Annotated in this window: 15 protein-coding genes, 1 tRNA gene and 1 pseudogene; 12 read left to right on the top strand and 5 right to left on the bottom strand. The window is 70.0% G+C overall.

Translation table 11 applies throughout. The features are described from left to right. Positions 1–409 (bottom strand): DUF6597 domain-containing transcriptional factor (locus tag ABWI04_RS35445; RefSeq protein WP_353835121.1); only part of this gene is annotated, 409 nt, incomplete at its 3' end. A 65-nt stretch (positions 410–474) separates the two neighbouring features. On the opposite strand from ABWI04_RS35445, the gene ABWI04_RS35440 reads away from it, so the two are divergent. Together ABWI04_RS35440 and pyk are read left to right on the top strand one after the other, a co-directional pair. Beyond that, entirely contained in the window at positions 475–1,032 is a 558-nt protein-coding gene (locus ABWI04_RS35440) for a type 1 glutamine amidotransferase domain-containing protein (protein WP_353835120.1), read from the top strand. A gap of 109 nt (positions 1,033–1,141) precedes the next feature. Continuing rightward, on the top strand, positions 1,142–2,572 hold the full coding sequence (gene pyk, locus ABWI04_RS35435; protein WP_345175380.1) for a pyruvate kinase: 1,431 nt from the start codon (positions 1,142–1,144) through the stop codon (positions 2,570–2,572). A 153-nt stretch (positions 2,573–2,725) separates the two neighbouring features. On the opposite strand, the gene ABWI04_RS35430 is transcribed toward pyk, so the two are convergent. Next, positions 2,726–3,478, bottom strand: a complete 753-nt coding sequence (locus ABWI04_RS35430; RefSeq protein ID WP_353835119.1) for a helix-turn-helix domain-containing protein — start codon at positions 3,476–3,478, stop codon at positions 2,726–2,728. Positions 3,479–3,721: 243 nt separating this feature from the next. Continuing rightward, a tRNA-Leu gene (locus ABWI04_RS35425) sits at positions 3,722–3,805 on the bottom strand. Between the two features lie 94 nt (positions 3,806–3,899). On the opposite strand from ABWI04_RS35425, the gene ABWI04_RS35420 reads away from it, so the two are divergent. From ABWI04_RS35420 to ABWI04_RS35395, 6 genes are all read left to right on the top strand, one after another. Continuing rightward, positions 3,900–4,502 (top strand): ANTAR domain-containing response regulator, encoded by a 603-nt coding sequence (locus tag ABWI04_RS35420; protein ID WP_345175375.1) that lies wholly within the window; start codon positions 3,900–3,902, stop codon positions 4,500–4,502. A 299-nt stretch (positions 4,503–4,801) separates the two neighbouring features. Further along, the gene (locus ABWI04_RS35415) at positions 4,802–5,962 is read left to right on the top strand and encodes a branched-chain amino acid ABC transporter substrate-binding protein (RefSeq protein ID WP_345175373.1); all 1,161 of its coding nucleotides are present in this window, start codon (positions 4,802–4,804) and stop codon (positions 5,960–5,962) included. Positions 5,963–6,067: 105 nt separating this feature from the next. Further along, entirely contained in the window at positions 6,068–7,033 is a 966-nt protein-coding gene (locus tag ABWI04_RS35410; protein ID WP_345175371.1) for a branched-chain amino acid ABC transporter permease, read from the top strand. Beyond that, positions 7,030–8,205, top strand: a complete 1,176-nt coding sequence (locus ABWI04_RS35405; RefSeq protein ID WP_345175368.1) for a branched-chain amino acid ABC transporter permease — start codon at positions 7,030–7,032, stop codon at positions 8,203–8,205. The genes ABWI04_RS35410 and ABWI04_RS35405 overlap by 4 nt, the downstream gene beginning before the upstream one ends. 47 nt (positions 8,206–8,252) lie before the next feature. Further along, positions 8,253–8,993, top strand: a complete 741-nt coding sequence (locus ABWI04_RS35400; protein ID WP_345175618.1) for an ABC transporter ATP-binding protein — start codon at positions 8,253–8,255, stop codon at positions 8,991–8,993. Then, positions 8,983–9,795 (top strand): ABC transporter ATP-binding protein, encoded by an 813-nt coding sequence (locus ABWI04_RS35395; protein ID WP_353835118.1) that lies wholly within the window; start codon positions 8,983–8,985, stop codon positions 9,793–9,795. The genes ABWI04_RS35400 and ABWI04_RS35395 overlap by 11 nt, the downstream gene beginning before the upstream one ends. A gap of 73 nt (positions 9,796–9,868) precedes the next feature. Here ABWI04_RS35395 and ABWI04_RS35390 read toward each other — a convergent pair whose 3' ends face one another. Beyond that, positions 9,869–10,471: a DUF4352 domain-containing protein gene (locus ABWI04_RS35390; protein ID WP_353835117.1), complete on the bottom strand. Its 603-nt coding sequence runs from the start codon at positions 10,469–10,471 to the stop codon at positions 9,869–9,871. Between the two features lie 256 nt (positions 10,472–10,727). Further along, positions 10,728–11,084 (bottom strand): PaaI family thioesterase, encoded by a 357-nt coding sequence (locus ABWI04_RS35385; protein WP_345175617.1) that lies wholly within the window; start codon positions 11,082–11,084, stop codon positions 10,728–10,730. A gap of 138 nt (positions 11,085–11,222) precedes the next feature. Between ABWI04_RS35385 and polA the strand changes: the two genes are divergently transcribed. The 4 genes and pseudogenes from polA to ABWI04_RS35365 form a co-directional block, all read left to right on the top strand. Then, positions 11,223–13,913: a DNA polymerase I gene (gene polA, locus ABWI04_RS35380; protein WP_345175365.1), complete on the top strand. Its 2,691-nt coding sequence runs from the start codon at positions 11,223–11,225 to the stop codon at positions 13,911–13,913. Positions 13,914–15,153: 1,240 nt separating this feature from the next. Continuing rightward, positions 15,154–16,074, top strand: a complete 921-nt coding sequence (locus ABWI04_RS35375) for a polysaccharide deacetylase family protein (RefSeq protein WP_353835116.1) — start codon at positions 15,154–15,156, stop codon at positions 16,072–16,074. Positions 16,075–16,314: 240 nt separating this feature from the next. Beyond that, positions 16,315–17,802, top strand: coding sequence for a 30S ribosomal protein S1 (gene rpsA / locus ABWI04_RS35370; RefSeq protein ID WP_345175361.1), 1,488 nt, complete (start codon positions 16,315–16,317; stop codon positions 17,800–17,802). Positions 17,803–18,020: 218 nt separating this feature from the next. Beyond that, a pseudogene (locus ABWI04_RS35365) lies at positions 18,021–19,110 on the top strand (endonuclease/exonuclease/phosphatase family protein); the annotation flags it as partial.

Genomic DNA, 19,110 nt, shown 5'->3' with positions numbered 1-19,110 from the left:
GGTGGTCGTCGAGTTCCAGCGCCCACCAGGAGTCCCAGTCCAGGACGATCGCGACATCGGCCGTGGTGCGGGTGCCGGCGACCTCGGCGAGCCGGTCGGCCTCCCCGCCCCACAGCTCACGCAACGGCACCCGCGCGTCGCGCAGCGCGTCCGCCGGGACGCCCAGCACCGGCGGCGCCGCCCCCGGCGCGAACCGCACCGCCGCGATCTCCTCGCCCGGCCGCATGACCGCCGGCATCGGGCCCGTGTCCGGCCCCGCCACCAGGATCCCGCCGCCCGCCCAGATGAGGTCCACACAGCCGTCCGGGAGCACGCGCTGGACGAACGGCTCGGCGTCCGGCGGCAGCTCCGCCGTCCACGAGCACGCCAGCCCCGGCGTCCGGTACTCGCGGTAGCGCGTGGGATTCATTCTTCCTGCATACCACCCGCGTTCACGGGCAGGGGCTCCAGGACACCGAGCAACGGAGGAGACCGATGCCGAACAACGATCTTCAGGGCACGACCATCGCCTTCCTGTGCGCCCCCGAGGGCACCGAGCAGGTCGAGCTGACCGAGCCGTGGAAGGCCGTGGAGCAGGCCGGAGCCACGCCGCGCCTTGTCTCCACGCAGTCCGGCCGCCTCCAGGCGTTCAACCACCTGGACAAGGGCGACACCTTCCCCGTCGACACCACCGTCGACGCCTCCGACCCCGCCGAGTTCGACGGCCTCGTGCTGCCCGGCGGCGTCGCCAACCCCGACTTCCTGCGCACCGACCCCGGCGCGGTCGCGTTCGTCCGCGCGTTCTTCGACGCGGGCAAGCCCGTCGCCGTCATCTGCCACGGGCCGTGGACCCTCATCGAGGCCGACGTCGTCCGGGGGCGGACCATGACGTCCTGGCCGAGCCTGCGGACCGACCTGCGCAACGCGGGGGCCACCTGGGTGGACGAGGAGGTCCAGGTCTGCGAGGACGGCCCCAACACCCTGGTCAGCAGCCGCAAGCCCGACGACCTCAAGGCCTTCTGCCAGGCCGCGGTGGAGGCGTTCAAACGGTGACGCGGCCACATGTGGTCTAGACCTCTGACCTAGACCACTGGGTGAACCCCGGGGGACCATATCCTGCACGAATATCCGTACCGACAAGTAACTAAGTACGGTTGTTGACGTGACCCGTCGAGCGAAGATCGTCAGCACCATCGGTCCGGCCTGCTCCAGCAGCGAGCAGATCAACGCCCTCGTCGAAGCCGGCATCGACGTCGCCCGCCTCAACATGAGCCATGGCGACTACGCCGTCCACGAAGAGGTCTACCACCGGCTCCGCGCCGCCGCCGACGCCACCGGCCGCGGCGTCGGCATCCTCGCGGACCTGCAGGGCCCCAAGATCCGCATCGGGCGCTTCCCCGACGGCCCCGTGCGGCTCACCCTCGGCGACGAGTTCACCATCACCACCGACGACGTGCCCGGCACCCGCCGTGAGGTGTCCACCACCTACCAGGGGCTGCCGGGCGACGTCAGCCCCGGCGACACCGTCCTCATCGACGACGGCCGCGTCGCCCTCAAGGTCACCTCCGTCGACGGCACCCGCGTCCACACCACGGTCACCGTCGGCGGCATGGTGTCCGACAACAAGGGCCTCAACCTCCCCGGCGTCCCGGTCAGCGTCCCCGCCCTCACCGAGAAGGACGAGCGCGACCTGCGCTGGGCCCTGCGCCTCGGCGTCGACCTCGTCGCCCTGTCCTTCGTCCGCACCCCCGCCGACGCCGACATCTGCTATCAGATCATGGAAGAGGAGGGCATCCGCGTCCCCCTCATCGGCAAGATCGAGAAGCCGCAGGCCGTCGAGCGGCTCCCCGAGATCGTCGCCGCCTTCGACGGCATCATGGTGGCCCGCGGCGACCTCGGCGTCGAACTGCCCCTCGAACAGGTGCCGATCGTCCAGAAGCGCGCCATCGAGCTGTGCCGCGAGAAGGCCCGCCCGGTCATCGTCGCCACCCAGATGCTCGAATCCATGATCTCCGCGCCGCGCCCCACCCGCGCCGAGACCTCCGACGTCGCCAACGCCGTCTTCGAGGGCGCCGACGCCGTCATGCTCTCCGGCGAGACCAGCGTCGGCCAGTACCCCATCGAGTCCGTCCTCACGATGAGCCGCATCGTGGAGACCGCCGAGCAGGCCTCCCTCCAGGCCACCCACACCCTGGAGCGCATGCCCGAGACCGTCGGCGGCGCCATCGCCCGCGCCGCCGCCGAGGTCGGCGCGATCGTCGGAGCCGAGGCCCTCGCCGCCTTCACCATGTCCGGCGAGACCGCCCGGCGCCTGTCCCGCTACCGCTCGCCGATCCCCCTGCTCGCCTTCACCTCCGTGCCCGCCGTCCGCGGCCGGCTCGCCCACGTCTGGGGCGTCGAGACCTTCATCGTCCCGCAGGTCGACCACACCGACACCATGGTCCGCCAGGTCGAGCAGGCCCTCCTCGAACTCGGCCGGTTCCAGAAGGGCGACAAGATCGTCGTCGTCGCCGGCTCGCCCCCCGGCACCGCCGGCTCGACGAACGCCCTGCGCGTGCACAGCCTCGGCGACGCCATCGCCATCCCCCACTGACCACCACCCCTGCCGGGCACCGCGCGACCCGCACCCCGCGCGGTGCCCGGCTCCTTTTTCCCCAATTCACACCCAGCCCGGCGGACCTCGCGCGGCGCGCACCAATCACCGCCCGGTCTCAATTCCGCGACGCTCCGGAAACCCGCCGCGCTCTCAGTGCTTCGGCCCGACGAACTCGTCCAGCCGCGCCACCGCCTTTCTTCGCGCGACCGAGATGTTCTTCGCGTTCATCTGCGTCCACGCGATCCCGAGCCGATCCAGCGCCCCGGTGAACAACCCCTGGATGTCCAGCGACACGCTCGCGAAGTTGTAACGCGGATACTCGTACCAGCGGTCCCCGTTCCGGAGGCGCTTGCGCACGCGGTTGGTGACCCGGCACCCGTCCGAGTGGATCAGTCCGCGGACGAACTCCTCCGTGCGCTCGTCGACGATCTCCCGCTGCCACCCCGCCAACTCGATCTTTCGTGTGTGCTTCATTCCCGGCCCGTGCTGGGGGAGCAGGCAGGGCCAGTGGTTGGAGTACGACCCCACCATCGTGCAACCGGGCTTCTGGCGGCGTCCGACACGGGACGGCAGAACGGCGCCCACCGCGTCGGCGGCGGCGTCGATGAGGCCCGGCCAGACGTCGGAACAGGCGATTTCCAGGCGATGGACGCCGTTCGGTTGCCGGGCGAGATGCCCGTCGCCGAGGTAGAGACCGAGAAGGTAGGAGTAAGCGGCGGGATCGAGCGCCCGATCATGGCAACGCGGACATAACGGAGGAGTATGGCTCGCGGCCTTTTCGGGGCGCTTCTTCCAATTGCCCAGTGTGGACGTGGGGATGCCGGTCTGGCGGTGCACTTCAGCGATCGTGAACCCCGCCGCCAACAGTCGTAACGCCAGTGGGCGCTGTCGCGGATCGTACATGCCCGCAGTCTCCCGACCGCCACTGACAGTTCATGCATGATCGCTCTATGTGAGGCATCGCGCCAGGCGTTGCTGACCTTGAGGCCATGCTCAAAAGAGGATCAGCGATTTTTCTGGCGTGCGGTGATGTATTCACCAGCACAGCGCCTCACTGACGAATGTGGAGGCATTGCCGGTTTCGGGGCGAGCTCTCAGACACAATGCGCGACGCGCGACGCTTAATGGAGAAGGGATCTCTAGAAGTGCCGGGAGCGGGACTCGAACCCGCACGCCCTTTCGGACAAATCCTTTTGAGGGATTCGCGTCTGCCTATTTCGCCATCCCGGCATATTTATCCGGACATGTCCCTTGGTGTCCGTATCGCCCTGCATGAGGCGGGGCGACGGGGACCAGGGTAGCGGGTTTCGGTAGGCTCGTGGGCGTGGAGAGCGCTCGGCGGGTTGTGATCGCGGAAGACGAGGCACTGATCAGGCTTGACCTGAAGGAGATGCTTCAGGAGGACGGCTACGAGGTGGTCGGGGAGGCCGGGGACGGTGAGACGGCCGTCCGCCTCGCCGGGGAGCTGAAGCCCGACCTCGTGATCCTCGACGTGAAGATGCCGGTGCTGGACGGCATCTCGGCGGCCGAGCGGATCTCCGCGGAGCGGATCGCGCCGGTGGTGATCCTGACCGCGTTCTCCCAGCGGGAGCTCGTCCAGCGGGCCACCGACGCGGGCGCGATGGCCTATCTCGTCAAGCCGTTCTCCAAGACCGACCTCACGCCGGCGATCGAGATGGCGGTCAGCCGGTACACCGAGCTGCGCGCGCTGGAGGCCGAGGTCGCGGGGCTGCAGGAGCGGCTGGACACGCGCAAGGTGGTCGACCGGGCCAAGGGGCTGCTGCAGCAAGCGCACGGGTGGTCCGAGCCCGAGGCGTTCCGGTGGATCCAGAAGACCTCGATGGACCGGCGGCTCACGATGCGGGCCGTCGCCGAGGCCGTCGTGGCGGGCGCCTCCGGAGGCCGGGACGAGCCCGCCGCGGGCTGACTCCTCAGCGCGGTCGAACGCCCGGTTGTCAAGGTCCAAAGCGCAGGTGCCGGACCGGGCCGTTGACGTCACGTTTCGTAATCGTCCCAGGCAACGCCCGGTATCGGATGGGCACAGGGGAGTAACGAACGAGTAACCCTTCGATCCGGGGGTCCTGTTCTGGGGTGGGTCGACGGTGTACGACATACCTGGTCCCCGAGTGACCGGTTTCCTCTTTTCGAGGGGGTCGGCGTCGGGGCTTCACTCGTACCCGATCCACCCGGATCCGGATGGAAAGGTTGGGCACCTTGCGGCGCAACATGATGAGGATCACCGGCGCGGTTGCGGTGAGCGCGGCGCTCGCGCTCAGCGCCGTGGCGTGCGGTGACGGCGATAGCGACTCCGGCAACGGCAACGAGATCACGCTCGGGTTCATGGGTGACCTGACCGGTGAGAACTCGGGCCTGGTGATCCCGCCCAAGCAGGGCGCGCAACTGGCCATCGAGCAGTACAACGCCACGAACCCGAAGGTCAAGATCAAGTTCAAGACCTACGACAGCCAGGGCAAGCCGGAGCAGGCGACGACGCTGGCGCAGGGCGCCATCAAGAACGACAAGATCGTCGGTCTGATCGGCCCCGCGTTCTCCGGTGAGTCGCAGAGCGTCGCCCCGATCCTCGAAGAGGCCAAGGTCCCGAGCGTGTCGCCGTCCGCGACCAACATCACGCTCGGCGAGAAGAGCTGGAAGTACTGGCACCGGGTGGTGGCCGACGACGCCGTGCAGAGCGACGGCGCCGCGAACTTCCTGGTGAACTCGGTGAAGGCGAAGAAGATCTTCACGGTGTCGGACAACCAGGACTACGGCAAGGGCCTCGCCGACGCCATCGGCAAGGCCGCCGGCGCCAAGGGCGTGCAGACCCAGACCGACGCGGTCGACGACAAGGCGACGGACTACTCCTCGACCGTCAACAAGATCAACCAGTTCAAGCCGGACGCGGTCTACTTCGGCGGCTACTACGCGGTGGCGGGCCGGCTGTTCAAGCAGCTCCGCGAGGCCGGCTACAAGGGCAAGATGATGTCCGGCGACGGCTCGCTGGCGACCGGTCTGATCGAGGGCGCCGGCCAGGCCAACGCGCAGGGCGCGCTGCTGAGCTGCGGCTGCCTGATCGACGCCGAGGGCAAGACGAACCCGAAGGCCAAGAAGTTCGCCGACGACTACAAGGCGAAGTTCAACTCCGAGGTCGCGATCTACTCGACCGAGGGCTTCGACGCCGCGACGGCGTTCATCGAGGCGATCAAGGCCGGCAAGACCTCGCCGGAGGACATCAACAGCTTCCTGAAGACCGAGGACTTCCAGGGCGTCGGCAAGCAGATCAAGTTCGCCGAGAACGGCGAGCTGGCGGCCAAGGACATCTTCATCTACGAGGTGAAGGACAACAAGCTGCCGCTGCTCGGCAACAGCAACGAAGCGAAGGTCTCGTAGGCGTCACCACGCCCCGGACCGACCGCCCCCGTCCCGGGGGCCCCTGATGGCGCGGGAGCGGGAGCGCTACAGCGCTCCCGCTCCTTTTGACGAAGGCGACCGAAGGTGCTCGACGACTTCATCAATCAATTCTGGCCGTCGACCGTCGACGGCCTGGCGCTGGGCGCGATCTACGCGCTGCTGGCGCTGGGCTACACGATGGTCTACGGCGTGCTCCGGCTGATCAACTTCGCGCACGCCGACATCTTCATGGTCGGCACGTTCGCGGCGCTGTGGACGGTGCGGACCCTGGACGTGTCCGCGGTGGGCGGCGTCGCGCTGATCGGCGTGGTGGCGCTCATGGCGGTGGTCGGCGGCGCGGTCGCGGGCGGCGGCGCGATGCTGCTGGAGGTGGCGGCCTACCGGCCGCTGCGCAAACGGGGGGCGTCGAGACTCGCGGCGCTGATCTCGGCGATCGGCGCGTCGATCTTCATCCAGCAGCTGATGGGCACGGTGCTCATCCACCGGGTGTTCGGGACGTCGAAGGAGGGCGGCAAGCTCGACGTCAACGAGCACTTCAAGAAGCTGTCGGACGTCGTGGACGTCGGGCCGATCCTGATCCGCAACGACCAGTTGATCGTCTTCGTGGGCGCGGTGCTCATGATGATCGCGCTGGACCAGTTCGTGAACCGCACGAAGCTCGGCCGGGGCATCCGCTCGACGGCGCAGGACCCGGAGACGGCCGTGCTGATGGGCGTGAACATCGACCGGGTCGTGCAGGTGACGTTCCTGGTCGGCGGGGTGATGGCCGGTGTGGCGGCGGCGCTGTACTTCCTGCGCTTCGAGAGCACGAACTACTTCGTCGGCTTCCTGCTCGGCATCAAGGCGTTCACGGCGGCGGTGCTCGGCGGCATCGGCAACATCCGGGGCGCCCTGGTCGGCGGCTTCACGCTCGGGCTGCTGGAGATGTACGGTTCGAGCTTCTTCGGATCCCAGTGGCGCGACGTGGTCGCGTTCTCCGTGCTGATCTTGGTCCTGATGTTCCGTCCCACCGGCATTCTCGGTGAGTCCCTCCAGCAGGCGCGCGCATGAACCTCACGAAGAACGGAAACGGCGACGGCGGCGCGGGCGGTCTCCGCTCGGCGCGCGACATGTTCTCTCTCGACCCGCTGCGCGACTGGTGGGCGTCGGCTCCCGGCGCGGTGCGGTGGGCCGTCTACCTGCTGCTGATCGTCGGCGCGCTGCTGCTGCCGAGCGAGGCGATCGGCTCGTTCATGGCGCCGAGCGGCAGCGACTGGCCGTCGATGCTGAGCAGCCAGATCGCGATCTACGTGCTGCTGGCGATCGGGCTGAACGTGGTGGTCGGCATGGCCGGTCTCCTCGACCTCGGGTACGTGGCGTTCTACGCGGTCGGCGGCTACACGATGGCCATCTTCGCGACGCGCTACGAGTGGAACTTCTGGGAGTCGCTGGGGCTGGCGATCGGGTTCTCGGCGCTGGCGGGGGTCATCCTCGGCGCGCCGACGCTGCGGCTGCGCGGCGACTACCTGGCGATCGTGACGCTCGGCTTCGGTGAGATCGTCAAGCGGACGGCGAACAACAGCTCGTACGTGAACGGCCCGCGCGGCGTGCAGGGGATCCCGCACCCGCCGTCGCTGTCGGAGTTCGAGATCCTGGGCGTCCAGCCGCTGAAGTACGGGCTGCTGGACGCGCGGCCGTACTACTACCTGCTGGTGCTGTTCATCATCATCGCGATCGTCTTCGTGAAGCGGCTGGAGCGGTCGCGGGTGGGCCGCGCGTGGGCGTCGATCCGGGAGGACGAGGACGCGGCGGAGCTGATGGGCGTGCCGACGTTCAAGTTCAAGCTGGCGGCGTTCGCGATCGGCGCGGCGATCGGCGGCAGCGGCGGCGTGGTGTTCGCCGGGCAGATCACCTCGATCAACCCGCAGAACTTCGAGTTCCTCGTCTCGGCGCTGATCCTGGCCGGCGTGGTGCTGGGCGGCTCGGGCAACCTTCCGGGCGTGATGCTGGGCGCCGCGGTGCTGGCGTGGCTGCCGGAGCGGTTCCGGTTCCTGCACGACTACCGGATGCTGATCTTCGGTGCCGCGCTCGTGGTGATGATGATCTTCCGTCCGGAGGGCCTGTGGCCGTCGCGGCAGCGGAAGGCGGAGCTGGCCGAGGGCACCGGCGGCATGGGCAGCATGGGCGCCGAGGTGGCCGGTCCGGGCCAGTCGGACGCGGCCGCCGTGGAGGAGGGCAAGTGAGCGAGGCGAAGGGCGCGTCACCCGTCCTGGAGCTGCGGGACGTCGTCATGCGGTTCGGCGGCGTGGTCGCGCTCAACAAGGTGGACATCACGATCCGCGAGGGCGAGATCTTCGCGCTGATCGGCCCGAACGGGGCGGGGAAGACGACGGTGTTCAACGTGACCACCGGCGTCTACCGGCCGACCGAGGGGCAGGTGGTGTTCCGCGGGAAGCGCATCGACGGCAAGAAGCGCTACCTCGTGACGAAGCTGGGTGTGGCGCGCACGTTCCAGAACGTGCGGCTGTTCCACAACATGACGGCGCTGGAGAACGTCATGGTGGGCGCGGACGCGCACCACCGGACGGGGTTCGTCGGGGCGGCGCTCGGGCTTCCGTGGCACCGCCGCGAGGAGCGCCGCGGCCGCGAGCGGGCGCGGGAGCTGCTGGAGCTGGTGGGGATCCCGCACCGCGGCGAGGAGGCGGCGAAGAACCTGCCGTACGGCGACCAGCGGCGGCTGGAGATCGCCCGGGCGCTGGCCACCGAGCCGAAGCTGCTGCTGCTGGACGAGCCCGCTGCGGGCATGAATCCGGCGGAGAAGGTGGCGCTGCAGCAGCTGATCCGCGACATCCGGGACACCGGCGTGACGGTGCTGCTGATCGAGCACGACATGAGCCTGGTCATGGGCATCAGCGACCGGGTCGCGGTGCTGGACTTCGGCCAGAAGATCGCGGACGGCCTGCCGGCCGAGGTGCAGAACGACCCGCGGGTCATCGAGGCGTATCTGGGGGCTCCGGCCGATGCTTCTTGAGATCAGTGACATCCACGTCCACTACGGGAAGATCGCCGCGCTGAAGGGCATCACCGCGGAGGTCGGCCAGGGGGAGATCGTCACGCTGATCGGCGCGAACGGCGCCGGGAAGACGACGACCCTGAAGACCATCTCAGGGCTGCGCGGGCTGTCGTCGGGCGCGATCCGGTTCGACGGCGAGGACATCAGCAGGATGCCCGGGCACAAGCGGGTGCTGGTCGGCATCGGGCAGGCGCCGGAGGGCCGGGGGATCTTCCCCGGCATGACGGTGGAGGAGAACCTGCTGATGGGCGCCTACGCCCGCAAGGACGACCCCGCCAAGGAGCTGGCGGAGGCGTTCGAGCTGTTCCCGCGGCTGGCCGAGCGCCGCAAGCAGCTGGGCGGCACGATGTCGGGCGGCGAGCAGCAGATGCTCGCGATCGGGCGGGCGCTGATGGCCAAGCCGAAGGTGCTGCTGCTGGACGAGCCGTCGATGGGGCTGGCGCCCATGCTCGTCCAGCAGATCTTCTCGATCATCCAGGAGATCAACCGGCGGGGCACGACGGTGCTGCTGGTGGAGCAGAACGCGCAGCAGGCGCTGCAGATCGCGCACCGGGCGTACGTGCTGGAGACCGGCCGGGTGGTCAAGTCGGCGCCCGCGGCGGACCTGCTGGACGACCCGGAGGTCCGGGCGGCCTACCTGGGCGGCGAGCTGGGCGACGGCGCCGCTCCGGCGGCCGGGGAAGCCGCTCCGGCGGCCGAGGAGCCCGCTCCGGCGGCCGAGGGCCCCGAGGACGGTTCCGGCGAGGAGACCGCGAAGTAGCGGCGCGTCCGAGCGTGTCAGGCCCGCTCGGCCCGGTTCGTCCGGGCCGGGCGGGCCTTGCGCGTCGCGGGGGTCAGGGGAGCTTGATCTCGGCGGGGTCCGGGTCGGTGGTGGCGCCGACGGGCGGTGAGCCGTACAGCCGGACGGCCCTGGTCTTCGCGCCGCGGGGGACGTCGAACCAAAGGTCGAACTCGACGCGCATGGACGCCCCGACCGAGAGCCGCTCCGGCTGCCGTTTGATCATGGTGGCGTTGACGTCGGGGGAGTAGGTCCTGCCGTCGGTCGTGACGAGGCGCTGCTGCCAGGTGTCGAACACCTGGATGTCGCGTCCGGTGTTGACGGCCAGGACCCGCACGCGGGTGAAGGCGCCCTTGGCGTTCATGGAGGCGTGGGTGCCCATGACGTCGGTCATGGCCTCGCGGAAGCCGACGACGGTGAACCGCATGTCGGCGCTCTTGCCCGTCCTGCCCTCGGGGACGGCCTCGCCCTCCCGCGCCTTCTCGGCGGGGATCTTGTAGTCGGGGAGGGAGGTGGCCCGCCCGGAGCCGGAGCACCCCGCGAGCGGGAGGGCCGCGGCGAGGGCGAGCGCGGTGCCCGCGAGGACGGTGCCCGCACGGGCGGTGCCCGCCCGGCGCCGGGCGCGCGGGCCGGGGGTGCGCGTGTCAGCGTGGCGCATGCTCGGACGGTACGTCCGGCGCCCGGAACGGGTGAACGGGCGGGATCGTTTCGCAACCCAACCGCAACCGGTGACGGACCTACGCCGGTGTCGGGGGCGCGACCGTCCCCGGACATGCGTTGACCCGGGGTCACCTTTGGGGCCGTACGAACCTTCCCCGGGCGCGTACGTTGTCTACTCGGTGACCCCGGGCCGGTCTGATCCACGCTACAGACCCGGGGGCGCGCATCGCAAAGAAAGCGCGGATCACGCCGTGTCAGCGGCCGGGCGGGGCGTCGCGCAGCATGCAGGTGAGGCGCGCGGTGCAGACCCGCCGGTCCTGGTCGTCGGTGATGACGATGTCGTAGGTGGCGAGGGTGCGGCCCCCGTGCGCGCGGGTCGCCACGCCCGTGACGAACCCGTCGGTGGCGGACCGGTGGTGGGTGGCGTTGATCTCGATCCCGACGGCGATGCGGTCCGGGCCCGCGTGCAGGGCCGCGCCCACCGAGCCCAGGGACTCGGCCAGCACGCAGGACGCGCCGCCGTGCAGCAGCCCGTACGGCTGGGTGTTGCCCTTGACCGGCATGCGCCCCACGACGCGCTCGGCCGAGGCCTCCAGGTATTCGACGCCCATGTTCTTCGCCAGGTCGCCGTGCGCGTCGAACTCCTCCCCCGCGAGGATCTTCGCGCCCAGGTCCTCCGGGCTCGCGCCGTCGGTGTCAGTCACTTACGCCTCCACAAAACTGTCGTACGCGCAGACTAGAGTCCTGGTGTGGCGACCTCACCGACGACCCCTGACAAGCGCGACCGGCTTCTGCTGCTCGACGGCCACTCCCTGGCCTACCGGGCGTTCTTCGCATTGCCCGTGGAGAACTTCTCCACGACCGACGGGCAGCCGACCAACGCCGTGTACGGCTTCACCTCGATGCTCATCAACGTGCTGCGCGACGAGCAGCCGTCCCACATCGCGGTGGCGTTCGACCGCTCCGAGCCGACGTTCCGGCACGAGCAGTACGTCGAGTACAAGGCCGGCCGGCAGAAGACGCCCGACGAGTTCCGCAGCCAGGTCAGCCTGATCTTCGAGGTGCTGGACGCGCTGCGCATCCCGCGGCTGTCGGTCGCCGGGTTCGAGGCCGACGACATCATCGCCACGCTGTCCGTCCAGGCCACCCGCGCGGGGATGCAGACCCTCATCGTCACCGGCGACCGCGACGCGTTCCAGCTGGTCGACGACTCGGTGACGATCCTGTACCCCGTCCGCGGCGTGTCGGAGCTCGCCCGGATGGACCCCGCCGCCGTCGAGGCCAAGTACGGCGTCCCGCCCGAGCGGTACCGCGAGCTCGCCGCCCTCGTGGGGGAGAGCAGCGACAACCTGCCCGGCGTGCCGGGCGTCGGCCCGAAGACCGCCGCCAAGTGGCTCACCAAGTACGGCGACCTCGACACCCTCGTGAACCGCGTCGACGAGATCAAGGGCAAGGCCGGCGACAACCTGCGCGAGCACCTGTCCGGCGTGCTGCGCAACCAGCAGATCAACAAGCTCGACTGCGAGGTCGGCCTGGAGCTGACGCCGCCGCAGCTGACGATGGGCCAGTGGGACCGCGAGGAGATCCACACCCTGTTCGACTCGCTGCAGTTCCGCGTCCTGCGCGAACGGCTGTACTCCTCGATCTCGGCGGCCGAGCCCGAGGCCGATGAGGGCTTCGACGTCGAGGTGGAGCCGCTCGAACCCGGCGCCCTCGGCGCCTGGCTCGACGCCAACACCGCCGACCGGATCGGCGTCGCCGTCACCGGCACCTGGGGCCGCGGCACCGGCGAGATCACCGCGCTGGCGCTGGCGTCCGTCAAGGGCCCCGCCGTCCACCTCGACCCGGCCGAGCTGATCGAGGACGACGAGCGCGCCCTCGCCGCCTACCTCGCCGACCCCGCCCGCCCCAAGGCGATCCACGAGGCCAAGGGCCCGATGCTGGCGCTCGCCGCGCGCGGCATGCGGCTGGAGGGCGTCACCAGCGACACCGCGCTCGCCGCGTACCTCGCGCTCCCCGGCCAGCGCACGTTCGACCTCGCCGACCTCGTCCTGCGCTACCTGCACCGCGAGCTGCGCAGCGAGACCGAGGACTCCGGCCAGCTCACCCTGGACGGCTCCGGGGAGGAAGAGGCCGCCGAAGCCCTCGCCGTCCGCGCCCGCGCCGTCACCGAGCTCGCCGACGTCCTCGACAAGGACCTCGACAAGCGCGGCGCCACCCGCCTCCTGCGCGAGGTCGAGCTGCCGCTGGTCGGCGTCCTCGCCGCCATGGAACGCGCCGGCATCGCCGTCGACGCCGACCACCTGGCGGGCCTGTCGGCGTCCCTGGGCGGCCAGGTCAAGGAGCAGGAGCAGCTGGCCCACGCCGCCGTCGGGCGCGAGTTCAACCTCGGCTCGCCCAAGCAGGTCCAGCAGGTCCTGTTCGACGAGCTGAACCTCCCCAAGACCAAGCGCACCAAGACCGGCTACACCACCGACTCCGAGGCCCTCACAACCCTCCTGGAGAAGGACGGCCACCCCGTCCTGGAGCACATCCTGCGGTGGCGGGAGGTCGCCAAGCTCAAGAGCATCGTCGACTCCCTGATCCCCATGGCCGACGACGCCGGCCGCATCCACACCACGTTCAACCAGATGATCGCCGCCACCGGGCGGCTCTCCTCCACCGACCCCAACCTGCAGAACATCCCGATCCGCACCGCCGAAGGCCGCCAGATCCGCGAGGCCTTCGTCGTCGGCGACGGCTACGAGTCCCTCCTCACCGCCGACTACTCCCAGATCGAGCTGCGCATCATGGCGCACCTCTCGGAGGACGACGCGCTCCTGGAGGCCTTCGGCTCCGGCGCCGACTTCCACACCATCACCGCGTCCCGCGTCTTCGGCCTGCCGCCCGAGCAGATCGACTCCGAACTGCGCGCGCGCATCAAGGCCATGAACTACGGCCTCGCCTACGGCCTGTCCGCCTACGGCCTCTCCCAGCAGCTGCGGATCTCCCCGGACGAGGCGCGCGGCCTCATGGAGGAGTACTTCGAGCAGTTCGGCGGCGTCCGCGACTACCTCCGCGACATCGTCGCCAAGGCCCGCCAGGAGGGCTACACCGAGACCATCCTCGGCCGCCGCCGCTACCTGCCCGACCTCAACTCCGACAACCGCCAGCGCCGCGAGATGGCCGAACGCATGGCCCTCAACGCCCCCATCCAGGGCTCGGCCGCCGACATCATCAAGGTCGCCAGCCTCAACGTCGACCGCGCCCTCCGCGACGCCGGCCTCACCTCCCGCATGCTCCTCCAGGTCCACGACGAACTCGTCTTCGAAGTCGCCCCAGGAGAACTCGACGACCTCAAAACCCTCGTCAGCACCCAGATGGCCGCCGCCTACGAACTACGCGCCCCCCTCAGCGTCTCCATGGGCACCGGCCGCACCTGGCAGGACGCTGCGCATTAATTGCGTTTTTCTCCTCCTTCGGGCCTGGCGGCCCTCCATCGTCGATAAACGCGGGCGATCGCTGGCATCGCTCCGACTCGCCTAGCGGCTCGCTGCGCGATCAGGTTCTCGCTTCGCTTGAACCTGCCTTCGGACGCGATCGCAACCATTGAGGCTGTCGCGTGGTTGCGGCGGTGGCTGGGGTTGTTGCGCTGTGTTTTTTGCAGTGCTCTCCTCTTTCGGGCCTGGCGGCCCTCCGTCGTCGGGCACTGCGGGCGATCGCTGGCATCGCTCCGACTCGCCTTGCGGCTCGCTGCGCGATCAGATCCTTGCTTCGCTCGGATCTGCCTTCGGACGCGATCGCGCCCATTGAGGTTGTTGCGTGGTTGCGGTTGCGGTTGCGGTTGCGGTTGCGGTTGCGGTTGCGGTTGCGGTTGAGGTCGTTGCGCTGGCTGTTGCCGTGCTCTGCTCCCTCGGGTCCCGAGGGCCCGTTGGCGTCGGGCCTTGCGGGTGACCGTCGGCGTCGCCTCGGTTCGCTCCAGGCCCGAGCGGGGGTAGGCGGGCGCCTGGCTTTGCCCTCATGGACGTTCTGCGGGAGTCGGGGGGCTGGCTTGGATGCTCTCTCCGATGGGTGCGGTGGGGCGCTTCGGTTGGCTGTTCGGGGTGGGGGCGCGTTGTCGCCGGCGTTGGCTTCTCGCGTTGCGGGGTCGTCGGGTGCCGTGGGCGCGGGCTTTGGTCTTTCGCCATCTGTCGGGGTTGTGTGGTTTGGCTGGGCGGCGGTTTGGGCCATCGGGCGTGGGCGTGCCTTTGTTGGGCTATTTGCGCCGGTTTGTGGTGGTTGGGTTGCGGGGTGGGTGGGTTTTGTGGCGGGGGTGTTGTTTTTCGGGGGTGGGTGGGTTTTACCGGGGGTTTTCGGACTTGATTCTCTGTGGGGCCTGGTGGGGGTGGTGCGTGGGGATCATTCGGGTAGGTCGGTGGGTGTCCGTAGATGTCCGGGGGGTCGTACGCTGTCCCCCTGGTCCTGTTCGGGTCTACCGGCGGGGGAACTGTGCCTCTCCTTCACAAGATTGCTGGAGTTGTGGTCGTCTGTGCCGTTGTCCTGGGGCTGACGCTTCCCGGGGGGCGCAAGGAACATCGCAAGGAGAACGTGGCCCGGCGGGCCGGGGCCGCTTCCGAGGCGACGGCCACCGCGAGAGCCGCCAAGGCCGGGCTCGCGCCGGTGCCCGGGGCGCCCGGAGCCTCGGGGAGTGCGACGCCTTCGGTGGCGGTGTCCACGCCCATCGCCGCGGCGGCGGCCGGGGCGGTCGCGGTCAAGGCCAACGAGCTGGGGCAGATCCCGGTGCTGATGTACCACCGGATCATGAAGAAGCCCGAGCTGTCGCTGGACCGGTCGAGCAAGGAGCTGTACGACGAGCTGACCGGGCTCGCCAAGGACGGCTACTACCCGATCACGGCGGCGGAGTTCGTCAGCGGGCGGATCGACGTGCCGGCGGGCAGGCATCCCGTGGTGCTGACGTTCGACGACAGCACGCCCGGGCACTTCGGGCTCGACCCGCAGGGCAACCCGGCGCCCGACACGGCCGTGGCGGTCATCGAGCAGGTCGCGCGGGAGAACCCGGGGTTCCGGCCGGTCGCGACGTTCTACCTGAACAAGGAGCTGTTCGGGATGGACGAGACGCGGGCCGCCGCGGGGCTCGGATGGCTCCGGCAGCACGGGTTCGAGCTCGGCAACCACACCGTGTCCCACCCGAGCCTGACCGGCATGTCCGAGAAGGGCGTGCACAAGGAGATCGGGGACATGGAGGACCGGATCGTCCGGCTCACCGGGACGCACGCGACCACGTTCGCGTACCCGTTCGGGGCCGTCCCGAAGAAGAAGGCGTGGGCCGAGAAGCAGGACGGCCGGTACGCCTTCCAGGGGATCTTCCTGGCCGGGTGGCGGCCGTCGCTCTCGCCGTTCGACGCCGACTTCGACCGGTGGAACATCGACCGGGTGCGGTCCGAGGGCAAGATCAAGGAGAACGACTGCACCAAGTACTGCTCCACGGCGTGGCTGGAGTACCTGGACAAGAACCCCGGCGAGCGGTACACCTCTGACGGAGACCCGAACACCGTGACGTTTCCCAAGGCGTCCGAGGACCGGATCGCCAAGCAGTACCGGGCCTACGCGCGGATGTACTGATCGCGGCGCCGCCAGCCGGATTGACCCGGGGACTTCGGTCCCATATCCTGATCGCTGCGCTGTGGGCCTGCGCGCGCTTCGGACGGAGCAGGCTCGCGCTCGGTCAGGTCGGCGACATCGGTTCGGTTCACTGACGCGGCGGTTGTCCGCGTTCCCTTCCGGTCTTCGGCAGGGCGGATAACGGCCCTCCGCGCACATGCCCATCACGACTTCCATGTCCGTACCGGAGCCAGCCGACACATGACGAGCAGCACCGAGGCCACCTCGACCACCCCGCAGGTAGCGGTCAACGACATCGGGTCCGAGGAAGCCTTCCTCGCCGCGATCGATGAGACCATCAAGTACTTCAACGACGGCGACATTGTCGAAGGCACTGTCGTCAAGGTCGATCGTGACGAGGTCCTCCTCGACATCGGCTACAAGACCGAGGGCGTCATCCCCTCGCGTGAGCTGTCCATCAAGCACGACGTCGACCCGAACGAGGTCGTCTCCACCGGAGACCACGTCGAGGCCCTCGTCCTCCAGAAGGAGGACAAGGAAGGCCGGCTGATCCTGTCCAAGAAGCGCGCCCAGTACGAGCGCGCCTGGGGCACGATCGAGAAGATCAAGGACGAGGACGGCATCGTCACCGGCACGGTCATCGAGGTCGTCAAGGGCGGTCTCATCCTCGACATCGGGCTGCGCGGCTTCCTGCCCGCCTCGCTGGTCGAGATGCGCCGGGTCCGCGACCTTCAGCCCTACGTCGGGCGCGAGCTCGAGGCCAAGATCATCGAGCTGGACAAGAACCGCAACAACGTGGTCCTGTCCCGCCGCGCCTGGCTGGAGCAGACGCAGAGCGAGGTCCGCCAGACCTTCCTCAACACGCTGCAGAAGGGCCAGGTCCGCAAGGGCGTCGTGTCCTCGATCGTCAACTTCGGCGCGTTCGTCGACCTCGGCGGCGTCGACGGTCTGGTCCACGTCTCCGAGCTGTCCTGGAAGCACATCGACCACCCCTCCGAGGTCGTCGAGGTCGGCCAGGAGGTCACGGTCGAGGTCCTGGACGTCGACATGGAGCGCGAGCGCGTCTCCCTGTCGCTCAAGGCGACCCAGGAAGACCCGTGGCAGCAGTTCGCCCGCACCCACCAGATCGGGCAGGTCGTCCCGGGCCGCGTCACCAAGCTGGTGCCGTTCGGCGCGTTCGTCCGCGTCGAGGAGGGCATCGAGGGCCTGGTGCACATCTCCGAGCTGGCCGAGCGGCACGTGGAGATCCCCGAGCAGGTCGTCCAGGTCGGCGACGAGATCTTCGTGAAGATCATCGACATCGACCTCGACCGGCGCCGGATCAGCCTGTCGCTCAAGCAGGCCAACGAGGGCGCCGCGGGGATCGAGGAAGAGGACTTCGACCCGACCCTGTACGGCATGCCGGCCGAGTACGACGACCAGGGGAACTACAAGTACCCCGAGGGCTTCGACGCCGACACCGGCGAATGGCTCGAGGGCTTCGACGAGCAGCGTGAGACCTGGGAGCGGCAGTACGCCGAGGCCCGCTCCCGCTTCGACGCCCACCGCAAGCAGATCGAGGAGGCCCGCAAGGCCGAGGCGGAGGCCGGTGCCGAGCCCACGGGCGGCGGCGGCGGTGGCGGCGAGACCTCCTACTCCGGCGGCGGCGAGAGCGAGTCCGGCGGTGGCGCCCTGGCCACCGACGAGGCGCTCGCCGCACTGCGGGAGAAGCTCTCCGGCGGGCAGTGACGCCCAGCCGACGCGCCGTCCGCGCGCGGCCGCCCCGGCGGCTCGCGCGCGGCGGCCGGTGAGACCCTGAACACGGCCGGAGAACGATCTTTCGAGATCGGCCTCCGGCCGTGCTGCGGTTGCGCCACCATGACCCTGATGGCACGCGCCGGTCCGCGGCGCTCCGCAGCATTCGCACGTCCCGAAGGTCCGCTCGTCCCCCGGGAGCAGTCGTTCAATTGGCCAGCACAGACGTAGGCACCAGGACCGGCGGCCCGGCCGCGGCCGGCCCCCCGATCGTCCCGCAGGGCCCCGCCAGACTCGCGCTGATCGCCGTGACCGTCGCGGTGCTCGCGCAGACGCTGCGGTTCTCGCTGCCGCAGCTCGACCACTTCGCCGACGAGGCCGGGACCGCGGCCGCCGCCGGCGCGGTGCTCGCGGTCTACCTCGCCGGGTTCGCCGCCCCGCTCATCCGCCGCTTCGCCGGCCCGCGCGGGCTGCTGCTCGCCGGCGTCGGCGGGCTGTTCGCCGTCCGGCTCCTCGCCCAGGCGCTCGACCCCCGCACCTGGCTCGCGTTCGCCGGCACCGCCATCGGCATGATCGCCGTCGCGGCGCTGTACGAGGGCGCCCGCGGCCTGTCGGGGGTCGGCTTCGCCACCGCCACCGTCGCGGGCCTGTCCATCGACGGCGCCGTGCGGATGTGCTTCGCCACCTGGGACCCGGTGTGGCGCGACGGCATCGGCCCCTGGCTGGCCTGCCTGGCGTTCGTCGGCGTCGGCGCCGCCGCGCTCTACCGCGAGCTGGCGTCGGGACCCGTCACCGCGCCCGGCGTGTCCTGGCGGGACGCGCTCGGCGCCGCGGCGTTCGGGCCGTTCCTCGCGCTGCAGATCCTCGTCCTCGCCAGCCCCGCGTTCGTGGCCTCGTCGGGGTGGCAGTCGCTGACCGGCGCGCACGTCGCGATCGTGATCGGCCAGGGCCTCGCGCTGGCGTTCCTGGCCTCCGGGCTCGCCGTGCGGGCCGTGCCGGGCGGCGTGTGCGTGCTCGGCGGGACGGTCCTCGGCGTCGGCGCGGGCGCCGTCGCCGGGACGTACGCGGTCTCCGGCATCGAGGTCGTCCCCGTCGTGATCGTCGGGCAGGTGCTGTCGGCGTGGCTGCTCGCCGTGGCGTGCCGCGCGCCGCTGCGCCGCGCCGGGACCGGCGGGCCCGTCTGGCGGGTGGACGCCGGCGCCGCGCTCGGCGGCCTGCTCGTCGCCGCGATCCTCATCCCGTACCAGGTCAGCGCGGTCTCGCAGCTGCCGGTTCCGAACAACCTGCTGCCCGGCCTCGCCG

It is taken from the genome of Actinomadura sp. NPDC000929 (genome assembly GCF_040492065.1).
Classification (GTDB): domain Bacteria; phylum Actinomycetota; class Actinomycetes; order Streptosporangiales; family Streptosporangiaceae; genus Spirillospora; species Spirillospora verrucosospora.
This window is presented reverse-complemented; position numbering and strand designations above follow the sequence as displayed.